Annotated in this window: 14 protein-coding genes and 1 pseudogene; 8 read left to right on the forward strand and 7 right to left on the reverse strand. The window is 71.6% G+C overall.

Annotated elements, in window-relative coordinates; all coding sequences use genetic code 11:
* Positions 1-440: 440 nt before the first annotated feature.
* Both IE198_RS03475 and gcl read right to left on the reverse strand, forming a co-directional pair.
* Positions 441-1,019 (reverse strand): YdeI/OmpD-associated family protein, encoded by a 579-nt coding sequence (locus IE198_RS03475; protein ID WP_189882407.1) that lies wholly within the window; start codon positions 1,017-1,019, stop codon positions 441-443.
* A gap of 83 nt (positions 1,020-1,102) precedes the next feature.
* Positions 1,103-2,890, reverse strand: coding sequence for a glyoxylate carboligase (gene gcl / locus IE198_RS03480; protein WP_189882409.1), 1,788 nt, complete (start codon positions 2,888-2,890; stop codon positions 1,103-1,105).
* 253 nt (positions 2,891-3,143) lie between these two features.
* Between gcl and IE198_RS03485 the strand changes: the two genes are divergently transcribed.
* The 3 genes from IE198_RS03485 to IE198_RS03495 all read left to right on the forward strand — a co-directional run bounded on the left by IE198_RS03485 (position 3,144) and on the right by IE198_RS03495 (position 5,397).
* On the forward strand, positions 3,144-3,872 hold the full coding sequence (locus IE198_RS03485; RefSeq protein WP_189882411.1) for a hypothetical protein: 729 nt from the start codon (positions 3,144-3,146) through the stop codon (positions 3,870-3,872).
* A gap of 121 nt (positions 3,873-3,993) precedes the next feature.
* Positions 3,994-4,770, forward strand: coding sequence for a TIGR04222 domain-containing membrane protein (locus tag IE198_RS03490; protein WP_189882414.1), 777 nt, complete (start codon positions 3,994-3,996; stop codon positions 4,768-4,770).
* A 120-nt stretch (positions 4,771-4,890) separates the two neighbouring features.
* Positions 4,891-5,397 carry a GNAT family N-acetyltransferase gene (locus IE198_RS03495; protein ID WP_189882416.1) on the forward strand — a complete coding sequence of 169 codons (507 nt, stop codon included), beginning with the start codon at positions 4,891-4,893 and terminating at the stop codon, positions 5,395-5,397.
* 161 nt (positions 5,398-5,558) lie between these two features.
* Here IE198_RS03495 and IE198_RS03500 read toward each other — a convergent pair whose 3' ends face one another.
* The 3 genes and pseudogenes from IE198_RS03500 to IE198_RS03510 form a co-directional block, all read right to left on the reverse strand.
* On the reverse strand, positions 5,559-7,100 hold the full coding sequence (locus IE198_RS03500) for an AMP-binding protein (RefSeq protein WP_189882418.1): 1,542 nt from the start codon (positions 7,098-7,100) through the stop codon (positions 5,559-5,561).
* Between the two features lie 120 nt (positions 7,101-7,220).
* Positions 7,221-7,568: pseudogene (locus IE198_RS03505) on the reverse strand (AMP-dependent synthetase); the annotation flags it as partial.
* 264 nt (positions 7,569-7,832) lie between these two features.
* Complete coding sequence (locus IE198_RS03510) at positions 7,833-8,963, reverse strand: winged helix DNA-binding domain-containing protein (RefSeq protein ID WP_189882420.1); 1,131 nt, start codon at positions 8,961-8,963, stop codon at positions 7,833-7,835.
* Between the two features lie 111 nt (positions 8,964-9,074).
* On the opposite strand from IE198_RS03510, the gene ppk2 reads away from it, so the two are divergent.
* From ppk2 to IE198_RS03535, 5 genes are all read left to right on the forward strand, one after another.
* Entirely contained in the window at positions 9,075-10,061 is a 987-nt protein-coding gene (ppk2, locus tag IE198_RS03515) for a polyphosphate kinase 2 (protein ID WP_189882422.1), read from the forward strand.
* Between the two features lie 78 nt (positions 10,062-10,139).
* Positions 10,140-10,538 (forward strand): CU044_2847 family protein, encoded by a 399-nt coding sequence (locus IE198_RS03520; protein WP_189882424.1) that lies wholly within the window; start codon positions 10,140-10,142, stop codon positions 10,536-10,538.
* 2 nt (positions 10,539-10,540) lie between these two features.
* Positions 10,541-12,721, forward strand: a complete 2,181-nt coding sequence (locus IE198_RS03525) for a VMAP-C domain-containing protein (RefSeq protein ID WP_189882426.1) — start codon at positions 10,541-10,543, stop codon at positions 12,719-12,721.
* Between the two features lie 52 nt (positions 12,722-12,773).
* A complete protein-coding gene (locus tag IE198_RS03530; protein ID WP_189882428.1) occupies positions 12,774-13,802 on the forward strand; it encodes an AAA family ATPase in 1,029 nt (342 codons plus the stop codon).
* A 6-nt stretch (positions 13,803-13,808) separates the two neighbouring features.
* Entirely contained in the window at positions 13,809-17,078 is a 3,270-nt protein-coding gene (locus IE198_RS03535; protein WP_189882430.1) for an SAV_2336 N-terminal domain-related protein, read from the forward strand.
* 115 nt (positions 17,079-17,193) lie between these two features.
* Here IE198_RS03535 and IE198_RS03540 read toward each other — a convergent pair whose 3' ends face one another.
* Positions 17,194-18,678, reverse strand: coding sequence for a pyridoxal phosphate-dependent aminotransferase (locus IE198_RS03540; protein ID WP_189882432.1), 1,485 nt, complete (start codon positions 18,676-18,678; stop codon positions 17,194-17,196).
* A gap of 142 nt (positions 18,679-18,820) precedes the next feature.
* Positions 18,821-19,279, reverse strand: coding sequence for a hypothetical protein (locus IE198_RS03545; RefSeq protein ID WP_308426778.1), 459 nt, complete (start codon positions 19,277-19,279; stop codon positions 18,821-18,823).
* Positions 19,280-19,373: the final 94 nt, after the last annotated feature.

A 19,373-nucleotide genomic window follows, 5' to 3' on the forward strand; every position in this document is an offset into this window, starting at 1 on the left:
GGGCGTGAGCCCGCGACGCGGACCCGGATGAGGGGTGGTCCGCGGGGCGGGCTGAAGCGAGGACCGCGGTGGTCGTGCGACGCCAGTGCGGTGGTGAAGGCTTCCCGGACGTGTTCTGACCTGAAGGACACGCTCCGCCGGGCCGATCGCCCCACCGCGGTCCCAGCTCCTCCCCCACCTCCGACCAGGACCCCGCCCGGCCCGAACGCCGCTCTCGGAGCCTCGCGGTTGGGGCGGCTGCGCCGGACTCCGTCCGACCCCACCAGGACCCGCCCGGCGGTGCGAACGACCTGTCGCGCCGGCCTCGCACCGTCGGGCGGCATCAACTGCACAGACCGAGCGCCTGATCCGGTACGGTCCCGGACCACGCGCTCAAGGACCAGGGTCCGGCCTTCGCACAGAGGCCGGGCCCTGTTCCGCATGTAGGCACGCCCCGGCGCTCAGCTCGCCTTCTCGCCGGCCGCGAGCGCTGCGACCGTCCGCTCCAGGCGGGCCCTGCGAGTCCGGTCCGTCCTGGCCTTCAGGAGACCGAGGACCACCTGATACCTGTCCGACCTGCCGAGGCTCTCGAAGGTCTCGCGGGCCCGCGGGTTCTCCCGCAGCGCTGCGGCCAGGTCGGACGGCACCTCGGCCTCGCGCTGCGAGGCGTACGCGGCCTCCCAGCGGCCGTCCGCCTCGGCAGCGGCGACCTCCGCGAGCCCCGGCTCCCGCATACGGCCGGCGGCCGTCAGCTCGCCGACCCGCTTGACGTTCACCTGCGACCAGGTGCTCCGCGGCCGTCGCGGGGTGATCTTCTGCAGATACCGGACCTCGTCGCGCGAGCGCCGCAGCCCGGTGATCCAGCCGAAGCAGAGCGCCGCGTCGTTGACGTCGCCCGCGCTCGGGGAGGGCACCTGGGACCCCTTCTTGGCGAGCGCGACCCAGAGGCCGGGCGCCGTCCCGTGGTTCTCCTCCAGCCACGCCTCCAGCTCCCGCAGCCCGGCGAAGGATATGAGCGGCAGTCCGTCCATCATGTCCATCCGGCCACGCTAGCGCCCGGGTACGACAAGGGCCCGGTCCGTGCGGACCGGGCCCTGCGGGTACTGCAGATGCTGCGGCGAGGTCAGACCCTCAGGGGCTTGATCGCGGTCGGGGCGTGACCCGGCTGGGTGGCGATCTCCTCGAACTCGGTGACGTCGCTGATGTCGGCCGTCTTGCTCATCGAGATGTTGGTGACACGCTCCAGGATCGCCTCGACGACGACCGGGACGCGGTACTCGGCGGCGAGCTTCTTCGCCTCCTCGAGCGCCGGCAGCAGCTGGTCGGGCTCGGTGACGCGGATCGCCTTGCAGCCCAGGCCCTCGACGACCTTGACATGGTCGACGCCGTAGACGCCGATCTCAGGGGAGTTGATGTTCTCGAACTCCAGGTTCACCTGGAAGTTGATGTCCAGGCCGATCTGCGCCTGGCGGATCAGGCCCAGGTAGGAGTTGTTCACGAGGACGTGGACGTACGGGATGCGGTGCTGGGCGCCGACCGCGAGCTCCTCCAGCATGAACTGGAAGTCGTAGTCGCCGGACAGGGCGACGACCTGGGCCTGCGGGTCCGCCTTGGCGACGCCGATCGCGGCGGGGATGGTCCAGCCGAGCGGGCCGGCCTGGCCGCAGTTGATCCAGTGGCGCGGCCTGTAGACGTGCAGCATCTGCGCACCGGCGATCTGGGAGAGGCCGATGGTGGTGACGTAGCGCGCCTCCGGGCCGAAGGCGCGGTTCATCTCCTCGTACACGCGCTGCGGCTTCATCGGCACGTTGTCGAAGTGCGTACGGCGCTGAAGCATGGCCTTGCGCTCGTTGGTCGAGGCGACCCACGCGCTGCGGTCGGGCAGCTTGCCCGCGTCCCTGAGCTCCTTCGCGACCTCGACGAAGAGCTCGAGGGCGGCCTTGGCGTCGGAGGCGATGCCGTAGTCGGGGGCGAAGATCCTGCCGATCTGGGTGGGCTCGATGTCGACGTGGACGAAGGTGCGGCCCCGGGTGTAGACGTCGAGCTTGTAGCCGGTGTGGCGGTTGGCCCAGCGGTTGCCGATGCCGAGGACGAAGTCCGACTCGAGGAAGTTCGCGTTGCCGTAGCGGTGGGCGGTCTGCACACCGACCATGCCGGCGTTGAGCTCGTGGTCGTCCGGGACGGTGCCCCAGCCCATCAGGGTCGGGATGACCGGGGTGCCGGTGATTTCTGCGAACTCCACCAGCAGGTCGGAGGCGTCGGCGTTGATGATGCCGCCGCCGGCCACGATCAGCGGACGCTCGGACTCCAGCAGGAAGCCGATCGCCTTCTCGATCTGGGCGCGGGTCGCGGCCGGCTTGTAGACGGGCAGCGGCTGGTACGTCTCCGGGTCGAAGTCGATCTCGGTCTGCTGGACGTCGATCGGCAGGTCGATGAGGACCGGGCCGGGACGGCCGGAGCGCATCAGATGGAACGCCTGCTGGAAGACGCCGGGCACCTGAGCGGCCTCGAGGACCGTGGTCGCGGCCTTGGTGACCGGCGCCGCGATCGAGGCGATGTCGACGGCCTGGAAGTCCTCCGTGTGCAGCTTGGCGACCGGTGCCTGGCCGGTGATGCACAGGATCGGGATCGAGTCGGCGATCGCCGAGTACAAGCCGGTGATCATGTCGGTGCCGGCCGGGCCGGAGGTGCCGATGCAGACGCCGATGTTGCCCGGGGCGGTCCGGGTGTAGCCCTCGGCCATGTGGGACGCGCCCTCGACATGGCGGGCGAGCGTGTGCTCGATGCCACCACCGGCCTGGAGGGCCTTGTAGAAGGGGTTGATCGCTGCGCCCGGCACACCGAACGCGTGGGTGACGCCTTCACGCTTGAGGATCTCAACTGCCGCGCGGGCGGCGGTCATTCGAGGCATGGGGTGCTCCTGCTTCGGCCTGTCGGATCTGGTCGGAACGGTCGGAACGGGCTCTGTCGCGCCACCTGAGAGCATCTATTCCGTATTATGGAATTTAAGTTTTGCTATACGGAAGCAAATGTAGGGCGCACTCCACGTCGCGTCAAGGGACGGCCGGTGCGGCGGCACCTGGGCGGAAAGGGCGAAGTACCTCGCCAACTCCGCACCGGTGATGGACCATGGGGGCAGCCGAGGCGGGGAAGAGGGGGCCGCGATGACCGAGAGCATGCCGGTGCGCTGCCCGGTCTGCAGCCGCGACCACTTCTACGCGGCCCCCGTCTACCCGTGTGCGTGCGGCGCCCCGCTCGCACCGCCCCTGCTGCGCGCCGCCCGGCCCGAGCCGATCACGCACCGGACCTGGACGGACGACTGGGTCACCGTCCGCTGTCCCGCGTGCGAGCGGCAGGACCAGTGGCCGCAGCCCGAGCTCGGCTGCCCGTGCGGCACGGTGCTGCGCATCCCCGTCCGGCCGGTCAGCGCGCCGGCCGCGCCGGCGCCCGGAGGGAGCCGGGACAGCCGGGTCCCCTCGCACACACCGCTGCCCCGCACCGCTGCCACCTCCCGCCCCACCTTCCGGCCGGTGACCATCCGCACTGCGCGCGACGCGGTCACCGCGGCCGCGCTCTATCTGAAGTGGCTCGGCTTCCGCGACGTGGTCCAGCCGGAGGTGCGGCCGGTGTCGGGCATCGACCTGAGAGGCCAGGGCGTGGTGGCCCAGGTCGACCCCACCACCAGACCCGCGACACTGCGCGCCGTCGAATGCCTGTGGCTGAACGGCCTGTCCTCCTCGGCCGTGAGCGTCCTGTTCTCCCTCGCGGGCTACGCGGACGACGCCCGTGCCCGCGCGGACCAGCTCGGCATCCCGCTCTTCGTCATGGACCTCACGGGCTGCCCACAGCCGGTCAACGCTCCCGCGGACGAACTGATCGCGACCGGCGCGTAACCCCTCGAACCGCACCGCAGCTCAAAAGAAGCTCAGAACCTGACTTTTCAGGCTTCGGACCACGCTACGGACGGGCACAATCCCGGCACAGCCGCAGGACGGCTCGGGGGAGGTGGGCGTGATGCCCCTCGACATGTGGTGGTTCGTCGGAGCGTGCGGGGTCTGGCTCGGCGCCGCCGCGATGCTGTTGAGGGCCCGGGGGCCCGCACCCGACGACACTCCGGACGCGCAGACCGTCGCCCTGCTGCGCGGCGGCCCGGAAGCCGCCGTGACGGTCGCCCTCGTCGCCCTTCAGCAGCGCGGCGTCGTCACCAACGGACGCCCTGGCACGGTACGCACCGACGGCTGGGCCATCGCGATCCGTGAACCGCTGCAGCTCGCCGTCCACTCCTCGCTGCGCCGGCCCGTCGCACCGAGGACACTGATCACCGTGCCCCGGGTGCGCAGGGCGCTGGCCGCACTGTGCGACCGCTGCGCGCAGTCGGGTCTGCTGCGCTCCCACGGCCGCTGGTACACCGCGCGTGCGCTGCTGTACGCGGTGCCGGTGACGATCGCGGTGGGGTGCATGGCGACGCCGGTGGCGGCGCCGCAGCTCGCCGCCTCCGCGGTCCCGGTCGCCGCCGCGGCGGGCCTGTGGTTCGTACCGCGGCAGACACGGGCCGGCCGGCAGCTGCTCACCTCACTGCGCGAGATCCATCCGCTGGAGCGGCGCCGCTCCGTCGGCCCGCGCGTCGTGATGTCCGTCGCCCTGCACGGCGACCGGGCCCTGACCCTGCACCTCCCCCACTTCGCCCGCGGCAGTGGTCTGCTCCGCCACGGCAGCAGGGATCGCGGCTTCCCCCCGGATGAACGCGCGTTCGACGCCGGCCTCGGCACCCTCGGCGGCGCTGACCACTAGGACCTCTCGTTCGATCAGGCCGGGATCACGCAGCCCGGCACGCGCACCGATCCGGCCTGATCCACACGCAGGACCACGGGCCGGCCGACGGGCGCAGCCCGGCCCGGTCATACTCGACGCATGCGGATCAGACTGGTCGAGGAAGCCGAACTCCCCCTGCTCCAGGACATCGAGCGGGCGGCCGGGGAGCCGTTCCGGGCGCTGGGCATGTCGGCGATCGCCGACGACGAGCCGCCCTCCCTGGCGGAGCTGGAACGTCACCGGCGCGAGGGACACGCATGGGTCGCGGTCGACGGGTCGGGCCGGGTCGCCGCCTACCTGATCAGCGACGCGGTCGACGGCGCGGCCCATGTCGAGCAGGTCTCGGTGCACCCGGACGCCGCCCGCCGGGGGGTGGGCCGCGCACTGATCGACCACCTTGCGGCGCACGCTCTGAAGGAGGACCTGACGGCACTGACACTGACCACGTTCACCGACGTGCCGTGGAACGCTCCCTACTACGCACGGCTCGGCTTCCGTACCCTCCAGGAGCGCGAACTGACCGTGGGGCTGCGTGAGATCCGGCGCGCGGAGGTACGCCACGGCCTCGACCGCTGGGCGCGGGTGTGCATGCGCCGCGAGCTGTGACGCAGTGGCCGGGCCCGGCTCCCGTCACCGCGTTCCGTACCGCCGGCGCAGTTCCACCTTGCGGACCTTGCCGCTCACCGTCACGGGGAAGTCCGTCAGGATCTCCAGCCGGCACGGGATGAAGAGCAAGTCGAGCGACTGCGTGCGCGGATCGCGGCCTGTCAGTCGACGCCACGGCCGTGGCCGGCCCAGTACGGCTCCCGCAGCTTGAACTTCTGGATCTTCCCCGTCGCCGTTCGCGGGATCACATCCCGGAACTCGACGCTCGTCGGCGCCTTGTATCCGGCCATCCGCTCCTTGCAGTAGGCGATGATCTCGGCCTCACTCACCTCCGCTTCTTCGGCCGGCACCACCAGCGCCTTGATCGTCTCGCCCCACTTCTCGTCCGGCACGCCGATCACCGCCACCTCCGCCACCGCCGGGTGACTGAAGATCGTGTCCTCCACCTCGATCGATGACACGTTCTCGCCGCCCGTGATGATCACGTCCTTCTTGCGGTCGGAGATCGTCAGGTGACCGTCCGCCTCGTCGATGGTGCCGCCGTCGCCGGTGTGGAACCAGCCGCCCTCGAGTGCCACCTCGCTCTCCTCCGGCTTGTCCCAGTACCCGTCGAGCACGACGTTCGATCTCGCCAGGACCTCTCCGGACGCAGAGACTTGCAGCTTGACCCCGAGCGCCGGCAGCCCCGCACGGGACAGCTTGCGCGCCCGTTCCTCGGCCGGCAGCTCCGCATCAACAGGCTGCGTCCGGTTGAAGGTGAGCAGGGGTGACGTCTCGGTCAGGCCGTAGATCTGCGTGAACTCCCAGCCCAGCTCCTCACCCACCCGCCGGATCATCCTGCTCGGCGGCGGGGCACCCGCACACACGATCCGCACGCGGTCACGGCCAGGGACCGTGCCCTCCCATGTGGCCGCCGCATCCAGCACCGCATTCCATACGGCAGGCGCACCGCACATGAGCGTCACACCATGCTCCTCGACCCGCCGCAGGATCTCCGCCCCGTCGACCTTGCGGAGCACGACCTGCTTGACGCCGAGCCCAGCCATCACGAACGGCATCCCCCAGCCGTTGCAATGGAACATCGGGAGCGTGTGCATGTAAACGTCGCGTTCCCAGGCGCGAGTGTGCAAGCCGAAGGTCAGGCCGTTGACCCAGATGTTGCGGTGGGTGAGCTGAACCCCCTTGGGGCGCGCGGTGGTTCCCGACGTGTAGTTGATCGTCGCAGTGGCGTCCTCGTCCGGGTTCGACCACGGGCGGGGCTCCACACCGAACCTCATCAACTCGGACTCCGTCTGTGCGCCGAGGACAAAGCGGTGGCGGGCCTTGACGCTCGTCAGAGCGTCGTCCAGCTCGGGGTCGACGAGCAGCACCGAGGCCCCGCTCTGCCGCACCACGTACTCGACCTCGTCCGGCTTGAGTCGGAAGTTCACCGGCACACAGATCCGGCCGCTCATCGTCACCGCGAACAGCAGCTCCAACGAACGGGCAGAGTTGTGGCTGACTACCGCAACCCGCTCTCCCTCACCGACGCCGATCGCATCGAACCCGGCCTGCCAGGCTCGGACGCGGTCGCCCAACTGCCCGTATGTCGTCGTCGGCACCGGCGGTGCGGGCTGATTCGGCTCGTCGACCACACCGGTGCAGTCCCGGAAGCCCAGCTCCGCACGGTCGAGGAAGTCGGTGACAGTCATCGGTACACGCATCGCTCTTCAGCTCTCCCCTATATGACTTGCTTGTTGCCCGGGACTGTTACAGCAAGGGCCGGTCGCCGCCGGCCCACATCACGCCGCGATCCGCGATCGAAAAGCAGTGCCCCCTGATCTTGACGCCTTCAGGACGTCGTCGCTGCGACCCACGTACGTGATGTAGCCGTCGTCGTCGCGGGAGCCGATGTCACCGGTGCGGTGGAAGCCCCCGGCCATCGCCTCCGCGGTGCGCTCCTCGTGCCCGTGGTAGCCCGTCATCAAACCCACGGGCCGGGCAGACAGGTCGACCGCGATCTCGCCCTCGGCCGCGCCCGCCTCGCCGGTGGCCGGGTCGAGCAGCTCGACCTGGTACCCGGGGCTGGGGCGGCCCATCGAATGGGCCTTGAGCAGCCGGCCGGGCCTGTTGGAGACCTGCACCACCGTCTCCGTCCGGCCGGAGCCCCAGCTGGTCACCTGCCACTCGCGGGTGCTGGAGCAGGAAGTCCGGCCGGCCCGGAACCTCTCCGTGGCGCTGCCAGACGTCATGTGTCCTCCTCATTGCGGGAGACCGGCCGTCCTCCCCGAAACCCCCCTGTCGAACTGATCAACGAACCACACCCGTGAAGGACACCCGCTCCCACCCCGAACATCCGAGCCCACCACCACCAACCCGCCGAGCACATACACGAACCCGCCTGAACGCACTGATCCGTAGAACCCCCGCGCAGCGGAACCCGCCCGCCCCGCGGCCTAGCCGCGGTCGCGCACCGCGCCGAAACGAACGGTGTGGGCGAGCTCCGGCCGCATACGGGCGAGCGTCCGCCCCGCCTCCTCGGCCAGTTCGTCACGCTGCGCCCGGCCGGGCGAGCCGAAGGGCTGCAAGGTCAGCGTCGCCGTCGCCGTGGTCTCCTCCAGGCGCCATATCCCGGCGAGGAAACCGTCGAGGAGGAACGTGCAGTACGCCTGGTTGCCCCGCCACATGAGCGCCCTGTGCTCGGCGGACACCACCCGGCTGCGGTCCGCGTGTGAGAGCAGCAGGTTGTCGAACTCGGGGAGCAGACGGGCGGGCGCCGGGACATCGGCGGCCGGCCGGGGTGCGTCCGGGAGGTCGAAGAGCTCGACACCGCGCTCGTCCCGGAAGACGGCCAGCTCGGACCGCAGCCGTTCGAAGACCTCGCGCGTCCGGGTCAGCCCGGACCAGGTCTGGAAGTCCTTGACCGAGGCGGGGCCGAAGGCGGCGAGGTAGCGCAGTGCGGTGTCGTCAGCGGCCGGGACGGGCTCGGACGGGCGGCCGAACCACCGCTCCGCCGTGGTGAGCCGGACCTGTCCGCTCCTCCCCCACAGCCCCCTCGGAGTGACCTGCACCAGCGGCAGCGAGCACCGGGCGGCCACGGACAGGGCGAACGGGTCGGCGTCCGGCCAGTGCGCGAGCAGTGCCTCCCGCAGTTCCTTCATGGTGCGCGGCTTTTCCTCGACGAGTTCCCGCGCGACGAAGGCCAGCCGCCCGAGGTCCACCCCGGCGAGCCCGCGCCTGAACTGAGCCAGCTCCCGGTCCCGCGCGGCCTGCACAAGGGGCCGCAGCCGCATGCAGTCCTCGGCGGTGTGCGTGTGGATCGTGGACCGCATGGTCACGATCCGCCCGACCGCACGGGTGTCCATCAGCGCGGAGAGCTCGTCCGGGGCGAAGTCCTCCAGACGCGCTGCGAGGGCGTAGTAGGGCGGTTTCACGTTCTGCGCCTGCAGGCCGACGAGGTGCGCGACCGCGCCGGCGACGGGCATCTGCGCCCGCGGCACGCGCCGCAGCAGGAGCTGCCGTGCGAGGGTCGCCCGGTTCAGTGCTCGGGTGTCGAGAACGGGATGCGTCGCGGTTTTCGATGCCATGCCGGGCACGCTACCCACGCTTGCGGACAGTTTCTGTCCGCAATGCTGGGCGAGCGTGGGTGGAATCATGGTGGATACGTGATCGGCAGCCGGACGGGGCAGGTGGCATCCATGGGCGACGCGACGGAGCGGAAAGCGGACGGGCAGCGGCTGCTGGACGGGATGACCGTGGACACCAGCCAGCCGGAGCGCCCGGTGCTCCTCGACGAGGACGGCCGCCCGATCAAGACCTGGCGGGAGAACTACCCGTACGACCGTAAGGTCGGCCGGTCCGAGTACGAACGGCAGAAGCGTGTGCTGCAGATCGAGATGCTCAAGGCGCAGCGCTGGGTCAAGGACTCCGGGCAGCGGCTCATCGTGATCTGCGAGGGACGCGACGCTGCGGGCAAGGGCGGCACGATCCAGCGTTTCATGGAGCGGCTGAATCCTCGTGGCGCACGCGTGGTGGCGCTCGAGAAGCCGACGGAACGCGAGGCCGCGCAGTGGTACTTCCAGCGTTACGCGGCCCATCTGCCGTCCGCGGGCGAGATCGTGTTCTTCGACCGCTCCTGGTACAACCGGGCCGGTGTGGAACGGGTCATGGGGTTCTGCACCAAGTCGCAGTACGACCTGTTCCTGCACCAGTGCCCGCAGTTCGAACGGATGCTGGTCGAGGACGGGATCATCCTGGTCAAGTTCTGGTTCTCGGTGTCCCGCGCGGAGCAGCGCACCCGCTTCGCGATCCGCCAGGTCGACCCGGTGCGCCAGTGGAAGCTGTCCCCCACGGACGTCGCGTCGCTGGACCTGTGGGACGAGTACACCACGGCCAAGGTGGACATGTTCCGTGCCACGGACACCGGGCACGCGCCGTGGACGGTGGTCAAGAGCAACGACAAGCGCCGTGGCCGGCTGGAGGCGATGCGCAGTCTGCTGTGGCGGCTGGACTACGACAGCAAGGACACCGGGGCCATCGGACGGCCGGACCCGCTGATCGTCGGGGCGGCGGACACACTCCTGGAGCCGGGCGAGGAGAACAGCTCGCTGTCCCCGACCCCGCTCGCCGACCACGCGGAAGGCCCGGGCGAGCACCCGGGCAGCGGGCCCGGGCGCGGAGAGTGAACGTTCCCTCCCGCAGCGACCCGGCCGACTCTCGGCATCCGGCCCGGCGAAGGCCTCTTGTCAGGCAGAATGCCGTACATGCCCGAATACCTTGAACTCGACCTGGCCGGCGCCGCGTTACGGGTGGAGCTGGCCGACGCCGGAGAACCGGCAGCGGCCCTCGTCACCGGCGTTGCGCCGGAGGCACCGGACCTTCCCGACGGATTCGGCACCGCCACTCCGGTGGGACGCGGCCGGCGGGCCGCCGAGCTCGCAACGGATGCCCTGCGACGCACACTGCGCCCGCTCGGGCCGCTCCTGGAGGAGGTGCACGGCGCCGTCACCGGTACCGAGAACCCCCCGCAGGAGCTCAAGGTCGAATTCGGCATCCAGATCGGCCAGGACCTCAAGCTGGGCATCGTCGGTGCGAACGGCAAGGCGACCATGACGGTGAGCGCGACCTGGCAGCAGGGCAACGCCGGTTCCGGCCAGGGGTGAGGATGGGCTGGTTCCGTCGCCGTACAGTGCCGGGCTCGCGGGTCGCGCTGATACGTGGGGACAGCGCCAAGGCAGCGGGGGCGGCCGCGCTGCTGTCCCCGAACCGTGTGCTGACCTGCGCCCATGTCGTCAACGACGTGCTCGGCAGGGACCTGTTGAGCACCGAGCGGCCGGAAGTGGAAGGTGCACTGGACGTCGCGTTCCACGGCGCGGGAACGACCGCGCGCGGGAGGGCCCGGCTCTCGGTCTGGCTCCCCCCGCAGCAACACGCCTCCAGGGTCGTATGGGCCGGCGACCTGGCCGTTCTGGAACTCGACGAACCCGCCCCCGACTGGACCAGGCCCGTGGTGTGGCGGGACATGACGGAAGGGCTCGGCCTTCGGGCCTGGCACGGTGGCGGCGATTCCATCACCTACGCCGACATCGTCGTCGGCCTCGAGGACGACGGCTGCTGCTACCTGGATGGCGAGCTGACGGGCGCCGCCATCGGACCGGGATACAGCGGCGGCCCCTTGTGGGTGCGCTCCGACTCGACCGTCGCCGGGCTCGTGGTCGCCCAATTACTGCCGGGCAAAGGCGCGTTGGGGTCCCAGGACACGGTCCGCCGCGGCTGGGCGGTGCCGTGGCAGACCGTACGGAAGGAGCTGGAGCGGGCGGACGCCTGCGACGTCCTCGACGAGTGCGCGGTCGCCGCACCGGCCACCACGGACAGCAAGGGGTGCCAAGCGGATTCCCCGGCGGCCGAGTTACTGGTCCATGCGCTTCGCGCACTGCTGGACGACCCGGTCAGGCGCGCCGATCACTGCCGTGACCTGGCCGTCGGCATCGGCTGTGTTCCGCCGCCCGACACGGATCCCTCGGCCCCCGCGGTGGACGAGCTGGCGGCCCTTCTGCTGACCGAGGAAAGAGCGCTGGCCACACTGGCCGAATCACTCGCCCCCACGGTCCGCGACGGCGCCGCCCGGCAGGCGTTGAACGACCTGCTGGCGCTCGGCCGGGTGGAGCAGAGCATCCGGCTGCTGTCCGTCGGCGAACACCGGCAACTCCTGGCAGCGCTCCGGACGGTCACCACCGCGGACCCGGCGCTGATCCCGCGCGCCGCTCGCGAGGCCCTGCGTTTCATGACGCTGCCCGGACCGTTGGGGAGCACCGCGCGGCTGTCGGAGGCGGAGCTCGAGGGCGTGGTGCTGAGCCTGGAGGACTGTCCCGACGGGCCGGTCGGGGACCTGGGCTCCCCTCCGGTGCCGGCCCTGCTCAGGCTGGCGGCGTTCGTCGCCGCGGCCGCGGCCGGCGAGGCCCGCAGGGCTCTGGACAACTGGTGCGACCGGGTGGCCGAACGGCTGGGTATCAGCCGCGGCGCGCTGGCGGAGCGGCGTGCCGATGCCGCCGCCTGGGCCTCGCACCGCCCGTCTCCGGTGGCACGGATCGTGACCCGGCTGTCCCCGGCCGGACCCGACGACCCCGATCGCTATCTCTGCGAGACGTGGCTGATCCACCGGGACGGCACGAGGGCGGCGGTACCCATGCCGAAGGACGCGCTGGCCCCCGACGACATCGGACGGCTGATCCGCGAGGCGGCGGACCGCTGCCGGGCGGCGGGCGGGGACCCGTCCTCGCAGGTGGATGTAGTCGTCGGGCGCGACGGCCTGCAGATCCCGGTGGACGGCTGGCGGACCGGCAGCGAACTCGGCGATCTCTTCCCCGATCTCAGCCTGGCCCTGGGCGCGCGGTACCAGGTGGCCCTCCGCTGTCCCGAGGCGACCCGCCGGTCGGAGAAAGAACTGCGAAGGCGCTGGGAGGCCCACGGTCCGGGCGCCCTGGTCGTCGACGAGCCCGCCACCGTGCAGGAGCTGTACGAACGGCTGGTGAACACCCCCTACAAGGACACCGCACGGGTCGTGCTGCACGGACCGCCGCAGCAACGGAACGAGCTCCTGCTCGTCTGCCTGGCCATGGGGGTCCCGGTCGTGCTGTGGGACCGGGCGGCCGAGTCCCACGAGGACGCGGGCCGGCTGGACGACATCGATCCGACCGGTCCGCTGCACAAACTGCCGCAGCGGCTCCAGGAGTTCCGGGCGGCGGCCCTCGGATCGGCGAGATCGTCGGCCGCCAGACCGGCGCTGGTGTGGGACGACTGCGAACTGCCGCTGCCCGGCCCGCTGGAGCTGGCGGACCCCTCGTGATCCGACCGGCCCACCGACGACAACGCACGAGCGAACAAGGAGCGGACACCCGATGACGGCCCACGCGCCCCAGGGGCGGCACGAGACGAGCAGCGACGGCAAGGGCGGCGACTGGCGGCTGTTCCGGGGCAACGGCCGGGCCCGGAGCATCACGTTTCCCGAGGCCCCGCCGTGGCGCCGGTTCGACGCGGCGGGGACGGGCGGTCCCAGCCGTGAGCGGCCGTACCTGATCGGGCCGGCGGAGGCGGACGTCGTCAACGCCGCCCTGCTGCTGCGCAGGCCTCTGCTGGTGACGGGGCACCCCGGGACCGGCAAGTCGTCCCTGGCGCACGCCGTCGCCCACGAGCTGTCCCTGGGCCGCGTCCTGCACTGGCCGGTCAACAGCCGTACCACGCTGCAGGAGGCGCTCTACCGCTACGACGCCATCGGCCGGCTGCGGGAGACGAACATGCGCCGCGACCCGCAGGACGGCCACGGCACGCCGGGCGAGGAACCGGGCATCGGCTCGTACGTGCGCCTCGGCCCGCTCGGTACGGCGCTCGTGCCGTCGGCCACCCCGCGGGTCCTGCTCGTGGACGAGCTGGACAAGGGGGACGTGGACCTGCCGAACGACCTCCTCAACGTCTTCGAAGAAGGCGAGTTCGAGATCCCGGAACTGGCACGGCTTCCCGAGGACCAGGCCACGGTGGGAGTGATGACCGCCGATCCCGACGCGTGGACGGACGTCGTCCGCGGCCGAATCCGCTGCTCCGAGTTCCCCGTCGTCGTGATCACCAGCAACGGGGAGCGCGACTTCCCGCCCGCCTTCCTGCGCCGGTGCGTGCGGCTGGATCTGCCGGAACCCGACGAGGACCGGCTGCGCGCCATCATCTCGGCGCATCTGGACCCCGACGGGACCGGCGCCGACACCGACCTGGAGGGCACGGACGAGCTGATGCGGGCGTTCCTCGCCCGCAGGGCCAGGGGCGAACTCGCCACCGACCAGCTGCTCAACGCCGTCTTTCTGCGCCGGGGAGGGGTCGATCTCGACGCCGAAGGCCTGCTCGACGCCGTGCTGCACCGTCTCGGCAGGACGGTGTAGCGCACGGTGCTGGAGCGAGTCCGCAAGGTCCTGTCGGGCGGCGACGACGACCTCGCCGCCGAGGAGCTGCTGGACGCCCTGTGGCTGGCGGCCCGCCTGCCGCCCGCGGCGGCCACGGCACTGGCGCAGGCGGCCGCTGCCGCCGCGCCCGCGGCCCGGGCGCCCGGCCCGCCGGACGACGACACAGCAGCGGGGCACGCGACTGACGAGCCGGACGGTCCGCAGCCGGGCGCGGCTCCCGCCGACCGGCCGGCCGGCCCAGGGCCCCCGCCCGCACCGCAGGGCGATCTGCACGCGGCTCCAGCGGCCGCGGATCAGCGCCGGGCCCGGTCGGACCGGCCCGCGATGCCGGTACGTGCCCCGGGGATGAAGGCACTCGGCACCGGCGAACTGCGACTCGGCCGTGCCCTGCGTCCCCTCAAGCACCGGCGCCCCGACGCGCTGCGCGCCGAACTGGACATCGATGCGACGGTCACGGCGATGGCGGAGACGGGTCTGCCGGAGGCGGTACTGCGTCCCGCCCGGACCCGGTGGCTCGACCTGGCGATCCTCGTCGACGACGGCGTCTCGATGCTGCTGTGGCAGCGGCTCGCGGGCGAGATCAGGGGGCTGGCGGAACGCAGCGGCGCCTTCCGCCATGTGCGCGTGCACGGCCTGGACACCCGGGGCGTGGACGGTCCGCTGCTGAGCCGGCGCCCGTTCGGCGCGGACGCCGCCGCGCTGCCCCTGTCCACCGTCCTCGACCCGTCGGGCAACACCCTGCTGCTCGTGGTGAGCGACGGTGTGGGCCGGGCTTGGCGCGACGGCAGGATGCACGCGGCCCTGCTCCGCTCTTCCGCGACCGGCCCGACGGCGCTGGTTCACGTACTGCCGCCCCGGCTGTGGGCGGGCTCCGGCATCCGCGCAGAGCCGTGGCGGGTCACGACACGGCGCAGAGGCGCGGCCAACGGGTCGTGGGACGTCGCGGACCCGGTGCTGCCGCCCGAGGTGGCCCCTTTCGACGGTGTGCCCGTGCCGGTGCTGGCCGTGGAACCGCAATCGCTGGGTGCCTGGGCCCGGCTGATCGGCTCCCCCGGCGGCAGCGCGGTGCTGCCCCTGCTCGCCGGGCCGGACAGCGCGCCCGGGGCCACCGGCGGCCCGGCGGCCGGCCACGGGCACAGGGCAGCCACGACGGAACAGGAAGTACTGCGGTTCCGCGAGGCCGCCTCCACCGACGCGTACCGCCTTGCCGCGCATCTGGCCGCGGTCGCGCCGCTGCCGGTGCCGGTGATGCGGCTGGTGCAACATGCCGTGAGCCCGCCTGCCGACACGTCCCACCTGGCCGAGGTGTTCCTCGGCGGACTGATGCACAGCGCCGACGGCTCGGAAGGCCTGCCGCATCAGAGGACGTTCGACTTCGGGGAGGAGGCGCGGAGGATCCTGCTGGGCACGGTCCCGCCGTCCGACCTGGTCCGAACCACGCGCGCCGTGACGGCACGGCTCACCGAACTGGCCGGCTGCCCGGCCGGCTTCCCGGCCTGGCTGCCTCACCCCCAGGGCCCCGAGCGGGTGCCGACCGGGAGTCGCCGGCCGTTCGGCTGGGTGGACGAGACGGTGATGCGCCGACTGGGGGTCTCCGTTCCGAGCACAGGTGAACCGACGACCCCGGCCGCGGGCGACGAACCGTTGCGTGAACTGCCACCGGGCTTCGAGCTGGACGAGGACGGCACGGGATGGCAGCGCCTGCCCGTGTCCGATCCCCGGTTCGACGGTCCGGACGCCCTCCCCTACGAGGTGTTCGCCGAGCATCCGGCCGGCTGGTCGCGGGTCGGTCTGTTCCTGGCCCACGACGGGGAGGGCCGGGTCCTCGTCATCCGCAGGCCTGTGGTCCCGTACGCCCTCGACCTGGTGGCCACGGAGGTCGCCGCGCTGAAGCGGATGGACGGCGTGTACGCACCCCGGCTGTTGGCGTGGGACACCGGTTGCGACCACCCGTGGCTTGCGGTCGAGTGCGCGCTGGAAGGCAGGACGGAACCGGCGCCGGATCTACGTGCCTTTGTGGAGCGGCACGGAGCCCTGTACGAGGCCGGAATGCTCACCGTCGCCCGGCAGTTCGCGAACGGCCTGGCCAGGGCGCACCGCAAGGGGCTGGTGCACGGTTCGCTGACACCCCACAGTGTGCTGATCGCCGGCCGCGAGGTGCAGATCGCCGGCTGGATGACCGCGTCGGTCGACGGCACGGTCAGCCGGCACCGCGCAAGCCACCGGCAGGACCCCCGCTACCGGGCCCCGGAACGGCCGGGAGCCGATGCATGGCCGACACCGGCCACGGACGTCTATGCGCTCGGCCGCATCCTTGTCGAAGCGGCGGTGGGCGTCGCCGCGAACGAGGGCGCCGGCGAACCCGACGCCTTCGAGCTGCCGCTGGGTTCCGAGATCGCCGAGAGCCTGCGTGCCTGTCTCGCACCCGACCCGGACCGCAGACCGACCGCCCAGCAGCTGCTGCGCGCGTTCAACGCCCTCGCCAACGAGCGGGAGCCCGGGAAGCACCGGTTGACGGTGACCCTCGGGCTCGATGACGACGGGACGCCGGTCCAGCTCGATCTGGAGAGCCCCGAACGTGGTGGCCAGGGTCCGCATCTGCTGTGTCAGGGGCGCCCGGCCGGCGTACGCCGGGACCTGCTGCACCGTGTGGTGGAGCAACTGACCAGGCGGGACGGGAACGGTGTGGAGCTAGTCCTCGCCGACTCCAACGGCGGCAGCGGACTCGCGCGGTACGCCGGGCGATCGGCCGACACGGCCTTCCTCGGACTGTCGGAGGATCCGGTGCGGCCGCTGTCCCTGGCCGAGAAGATCAACGCCGAGATCGTGAACCGTCGCAGGGTGCTCGAGACCACCACCACCCACCGTGACATCGGGGCGTTCGAGACGGCGGCCCGCAGGAATCCGTACCTGCCCCGCCTCCCGCGCCTGGTCGTGGCCATCGAGGAGGCGCACCGGAGCCTGCTGCTGTCACCCGAGCTGCGCACCGCGGTCACACGGATGGCGCAGTCGGGCGGACGGCTGGGGATGCATCTCCTGCTGTTCGCCGACTCCTCGGACCGCGTCTGGCTCGACCACCGTCTGCTGCAGCACTTCCGCACCCGTGTGGAGTTGCTCACCAGGGCCGTGTCGGACGGCCGGTTCGGCGGCACCGTGCCGGACGGTGCCGTGCTCATCGACCCGTCCGCGCCCCGACCGATCCGCTTCGACAGTCGCCGTTGGCCGACGAGCGGGCAGTCGTCGTCCGTGCGCTGACAGCGCGTCCCGCCCCCGGCCGGTCGGGCGGCGTCAGCGGCCCGACCGGATCACGGACGATCGGCCACGTCCTGCGGCTGCCGCCGCGGCGCCCCGGCGAGTCCGGCGCCGACACCTACGCCTGGGCGATCAGACGGTCCACCGCCGCCGTTCCCGAGGTGTAGCCCGCGGCCATCGCCGCGGCCGTGAGGCCGGGGCGGGCAGAGTGGGCCGGAGCGAGGCCACGGGCGGCGAGCGGCTGACCGCCGGCCGGCTCGTGGGCGAGGGCGAGCGGCGGGTTCTGCAGCGGCAGGGGCTGGGACTGGGATGGGGCCGGGATCTGGGCGAGCATGGGGGCGGGCGTCTGCTGCTGCGGCTGGGCCTGGAAGGCGGGCTGAGGTTGCGGTTCCGGGCGGGCCTGGGCCGGCACCTGAGCCAGCATCGGCTGCGGCGGTTCCGGCGCGGGCGTGGGTACCGGTGCGGACCGGAGGCGCCCGCCGTACAGCACCTGGTCCATCGCGGTGACCAGGTGGACCACGTCCTGCTCCGGACGGACCACGAGCCGTACGAACCGGCTGGAGCTGCCGATCTTGTTGCCGCACTCGCGCACCAGGACGCCGTGCTCGGCGAGCAGCCGGTCGCGAAGGATCGCGCCGTCGGCCCCTTCCGGCAGGCGCACGTACACGAAGTTCCCTTGCGACGGATAGACGGTCAGGCCGGGCAGCTGGGAGAGCCGCCAGATCATCTCCTGGCGGTCGCGGCACACCCGCGTCAGGCTCCCGGCGTACTCCTCGCGATGCTCTTTCAGCATGAACACCACTGTCTCCGCGAAGGAGTTGAGGTTCCACTTCGGCAGCGCGGCGCGCACCTTCCCGGCGATGCCCGGATTGGCGACGAGATAGCCGAAACGCACTCCGTGCAGACCGAAGTTCTTGCCGAGGCTGCGCAGCACGATCACGTTCGTGCGCAGCACGGCCTCGGCCGCGACGCTGGTCTCCTGTCCCTCGTCGGCGAATTCGAGGAAGGACTCGTCCACGACGACGAGGTCCAGGTCCTGGAGCTGGTCGAGCAGGGAGAGCACCTGCTGCTTGGGGAGCAGGCCGCCGTCGGGGTTGTTCGGGTTGCAGATGACGGCGACCCGCGAACCTCTGCTCCGTACGAACTGCACGAAGGAGGACGGGTCGAGGGCGAAGCCGCGTGCTTCGGGAAGCAGCAGCATGTCGACCCGCTTGCCGGTCTCCATCGGCTGATCGGTCCAGCGGCCGAAGGTGGGGACGGGGACGGCCAGCGATTCACGGACCAGCAGATGGTCGATCCAGGTGATGAGTTCGGTGGAGCCGTTGCCCATGGCGACGGTCTGGGGATTGAGGCCGAGCAGCTGGCAGAGCTCCGCGGTGATGGTGTCCGCGCTGCTCGGGTAATAGGTGAGTATCTCCCTGAGCCTGCTGCCGAGTTCGTCGAACATGCCGGGGGTGGGGAAGTACGGGTTGCACGGGATGCAGAAGTCCACGATCTCGCCGGCCCCGCCGCCGCCCGCCCGGTTCAGCGTGAAGTACGACGGGCTGTGCGCGGTGGACGCGCGGAAGAGCGCGGTGACGTTGCTGCCGTTGCTGCCGGCCAAGACGGGCCTCCCCTGCGTTCTGGCGGCCCGTGCGGATCCGCACGGGCCGCCCACAGGTACGGACGCGGTCCGCCCCTTGTTCAAGGGTGCGTCGGCCGAGAGCCGCCGTCGCGGCGCAGGCCACCGGGGTCTGCCGGGCGGGCTATCCGCAGGCCGCGCGCTGTACCACCCCGCGGCGCGCCTTCCGTGGCTGTCGGCCGTGGAGCAGCAGATAGAACCGTTCGACCGACTCGCCCGGACCGTCCTCGAACCGCTTGACGACCTTGCCGAGCGGATTCCACACCCGCCCGTCCGGCATCCGGACCCCGACGGGTTGACCGAACATCTCGCGCTGTCCGTCGTCGAGGTCCACCCAGCGCGCCCCGGCGCGTCTGACCATCACCTCGCCGGTGTAGGCGCCGAGTCCGCTCAGGAAGCGGTCGACCCCGGAGCGGACCGGTCTGTTGCGTCTGAGGCCGTCGACGACGAGGTCGACCAGTCTCAGGCTTGCCACGGTGTAGTCGAGCGGCAGTCTGCTGCGCTCGCTCATCTCGGTGACGAACCCGGCGGTGTAGTTCTGCATGCCTCCGGCGTCCGGCAGTTGTGATGCTCGCTCTTCCACGACACCCACCTCTCCACAACGATGGACTCGCCCTTCCCAGCGGAAGCGGAGGCCAGAGCATCACGGATCGAAAAGGTGGCCGTTGTCACAGGAA

The sequence above is a fragment of the Streptomyces xantholiticus genome, assembly GCF_014651015.1.
GTDB lineage: Bacteria > Actinomycetota > Actinomycetes > Streptomycetales > Streptomycetaceae > Streptomyces > Streptomyces xantholiticus.

Excerpts from the sequence above, each read along its gene's own strand:
- IE198_RS03500 (WP_189882418.1), bottom strand. The coding sequence starts at position 7,100 with ATGCGTGTACCGATGACTGTCACCGACTTCCTCGACCGTGCGGAGCTG.
- ppk2 (WP_189882422.1), top strand. The coding sequence starts at position 9,075 with ATGGGCGACGCGACGGAGCGGAAAGCGGACGGGCAGCGGCTGCTGGAC.
- gcl (WP_189882409.1), bottom strand. The coding sequence starts at position 2,890 with ATGCCTCGAATGACCGCCGCCCGCGCGGCAGTTGAGATCCTCAAGCGT.
- IE198_RS03495 (WP_189882416.1), top strand. The coding sequence starts at position 4,891 with ATGCGGATCAGACTGGTCGAGGAAGCCGAACTCCCCCTGCTCCAGGAC.
- IE198_RS03475 (WP_189882407.1), bottom strand. The coding sequence starts at position 1,019 with ATGGACATGATGGACGGACTGCCGCTCATATCCTTCGCCGGGCTGCGG.
- IE198_RS03530 (WP_189882428.1), top strand. The coding sequence starts at position 12,774 with ATGACGGCCCACGCGCCCCAGGGGCGGCACGAGACGAGCAGCGACGGC.
- IE198_RS03490 (WP_189882414.1), top strand. The coding sequence starts at position 3,994 with ATGCCCCTCGACATGTGGTGGTTCGTCGGAGCGTGCGGGGTCTGGCTC.
- IE198_RS03520 (WP_189882424.1), top strand. The coding sequence starts at position 10,140 with ATGCCCGAATACCTTGAACTCGACCTGGCCGGCGCCGCGTTACGGGTG.
- IE198_RS03510 (WP_189882420.1), bottom strand. The coding sequence starts at position 8,963 with ATGGCATCGAAAACCGCGACGCATCCCGTTCTCGACACCCGAGCACTG.
- IE198_RS03485 (WP_189882411.1), top strand. The coding sequence starts at position 3,144 with ATGACCGAGAGCATGCCGGTGCGCTGCCCGGTCTGCAGCCGCGACCAC.
- IE198_RS03525 (WP_189882426.1), top strand. The coding sequence starts at position 10,541 with ATGGGCTGGTTCCGTCGCCGTACAGTGCCGGGCTCGCGGGTCGCGCTG.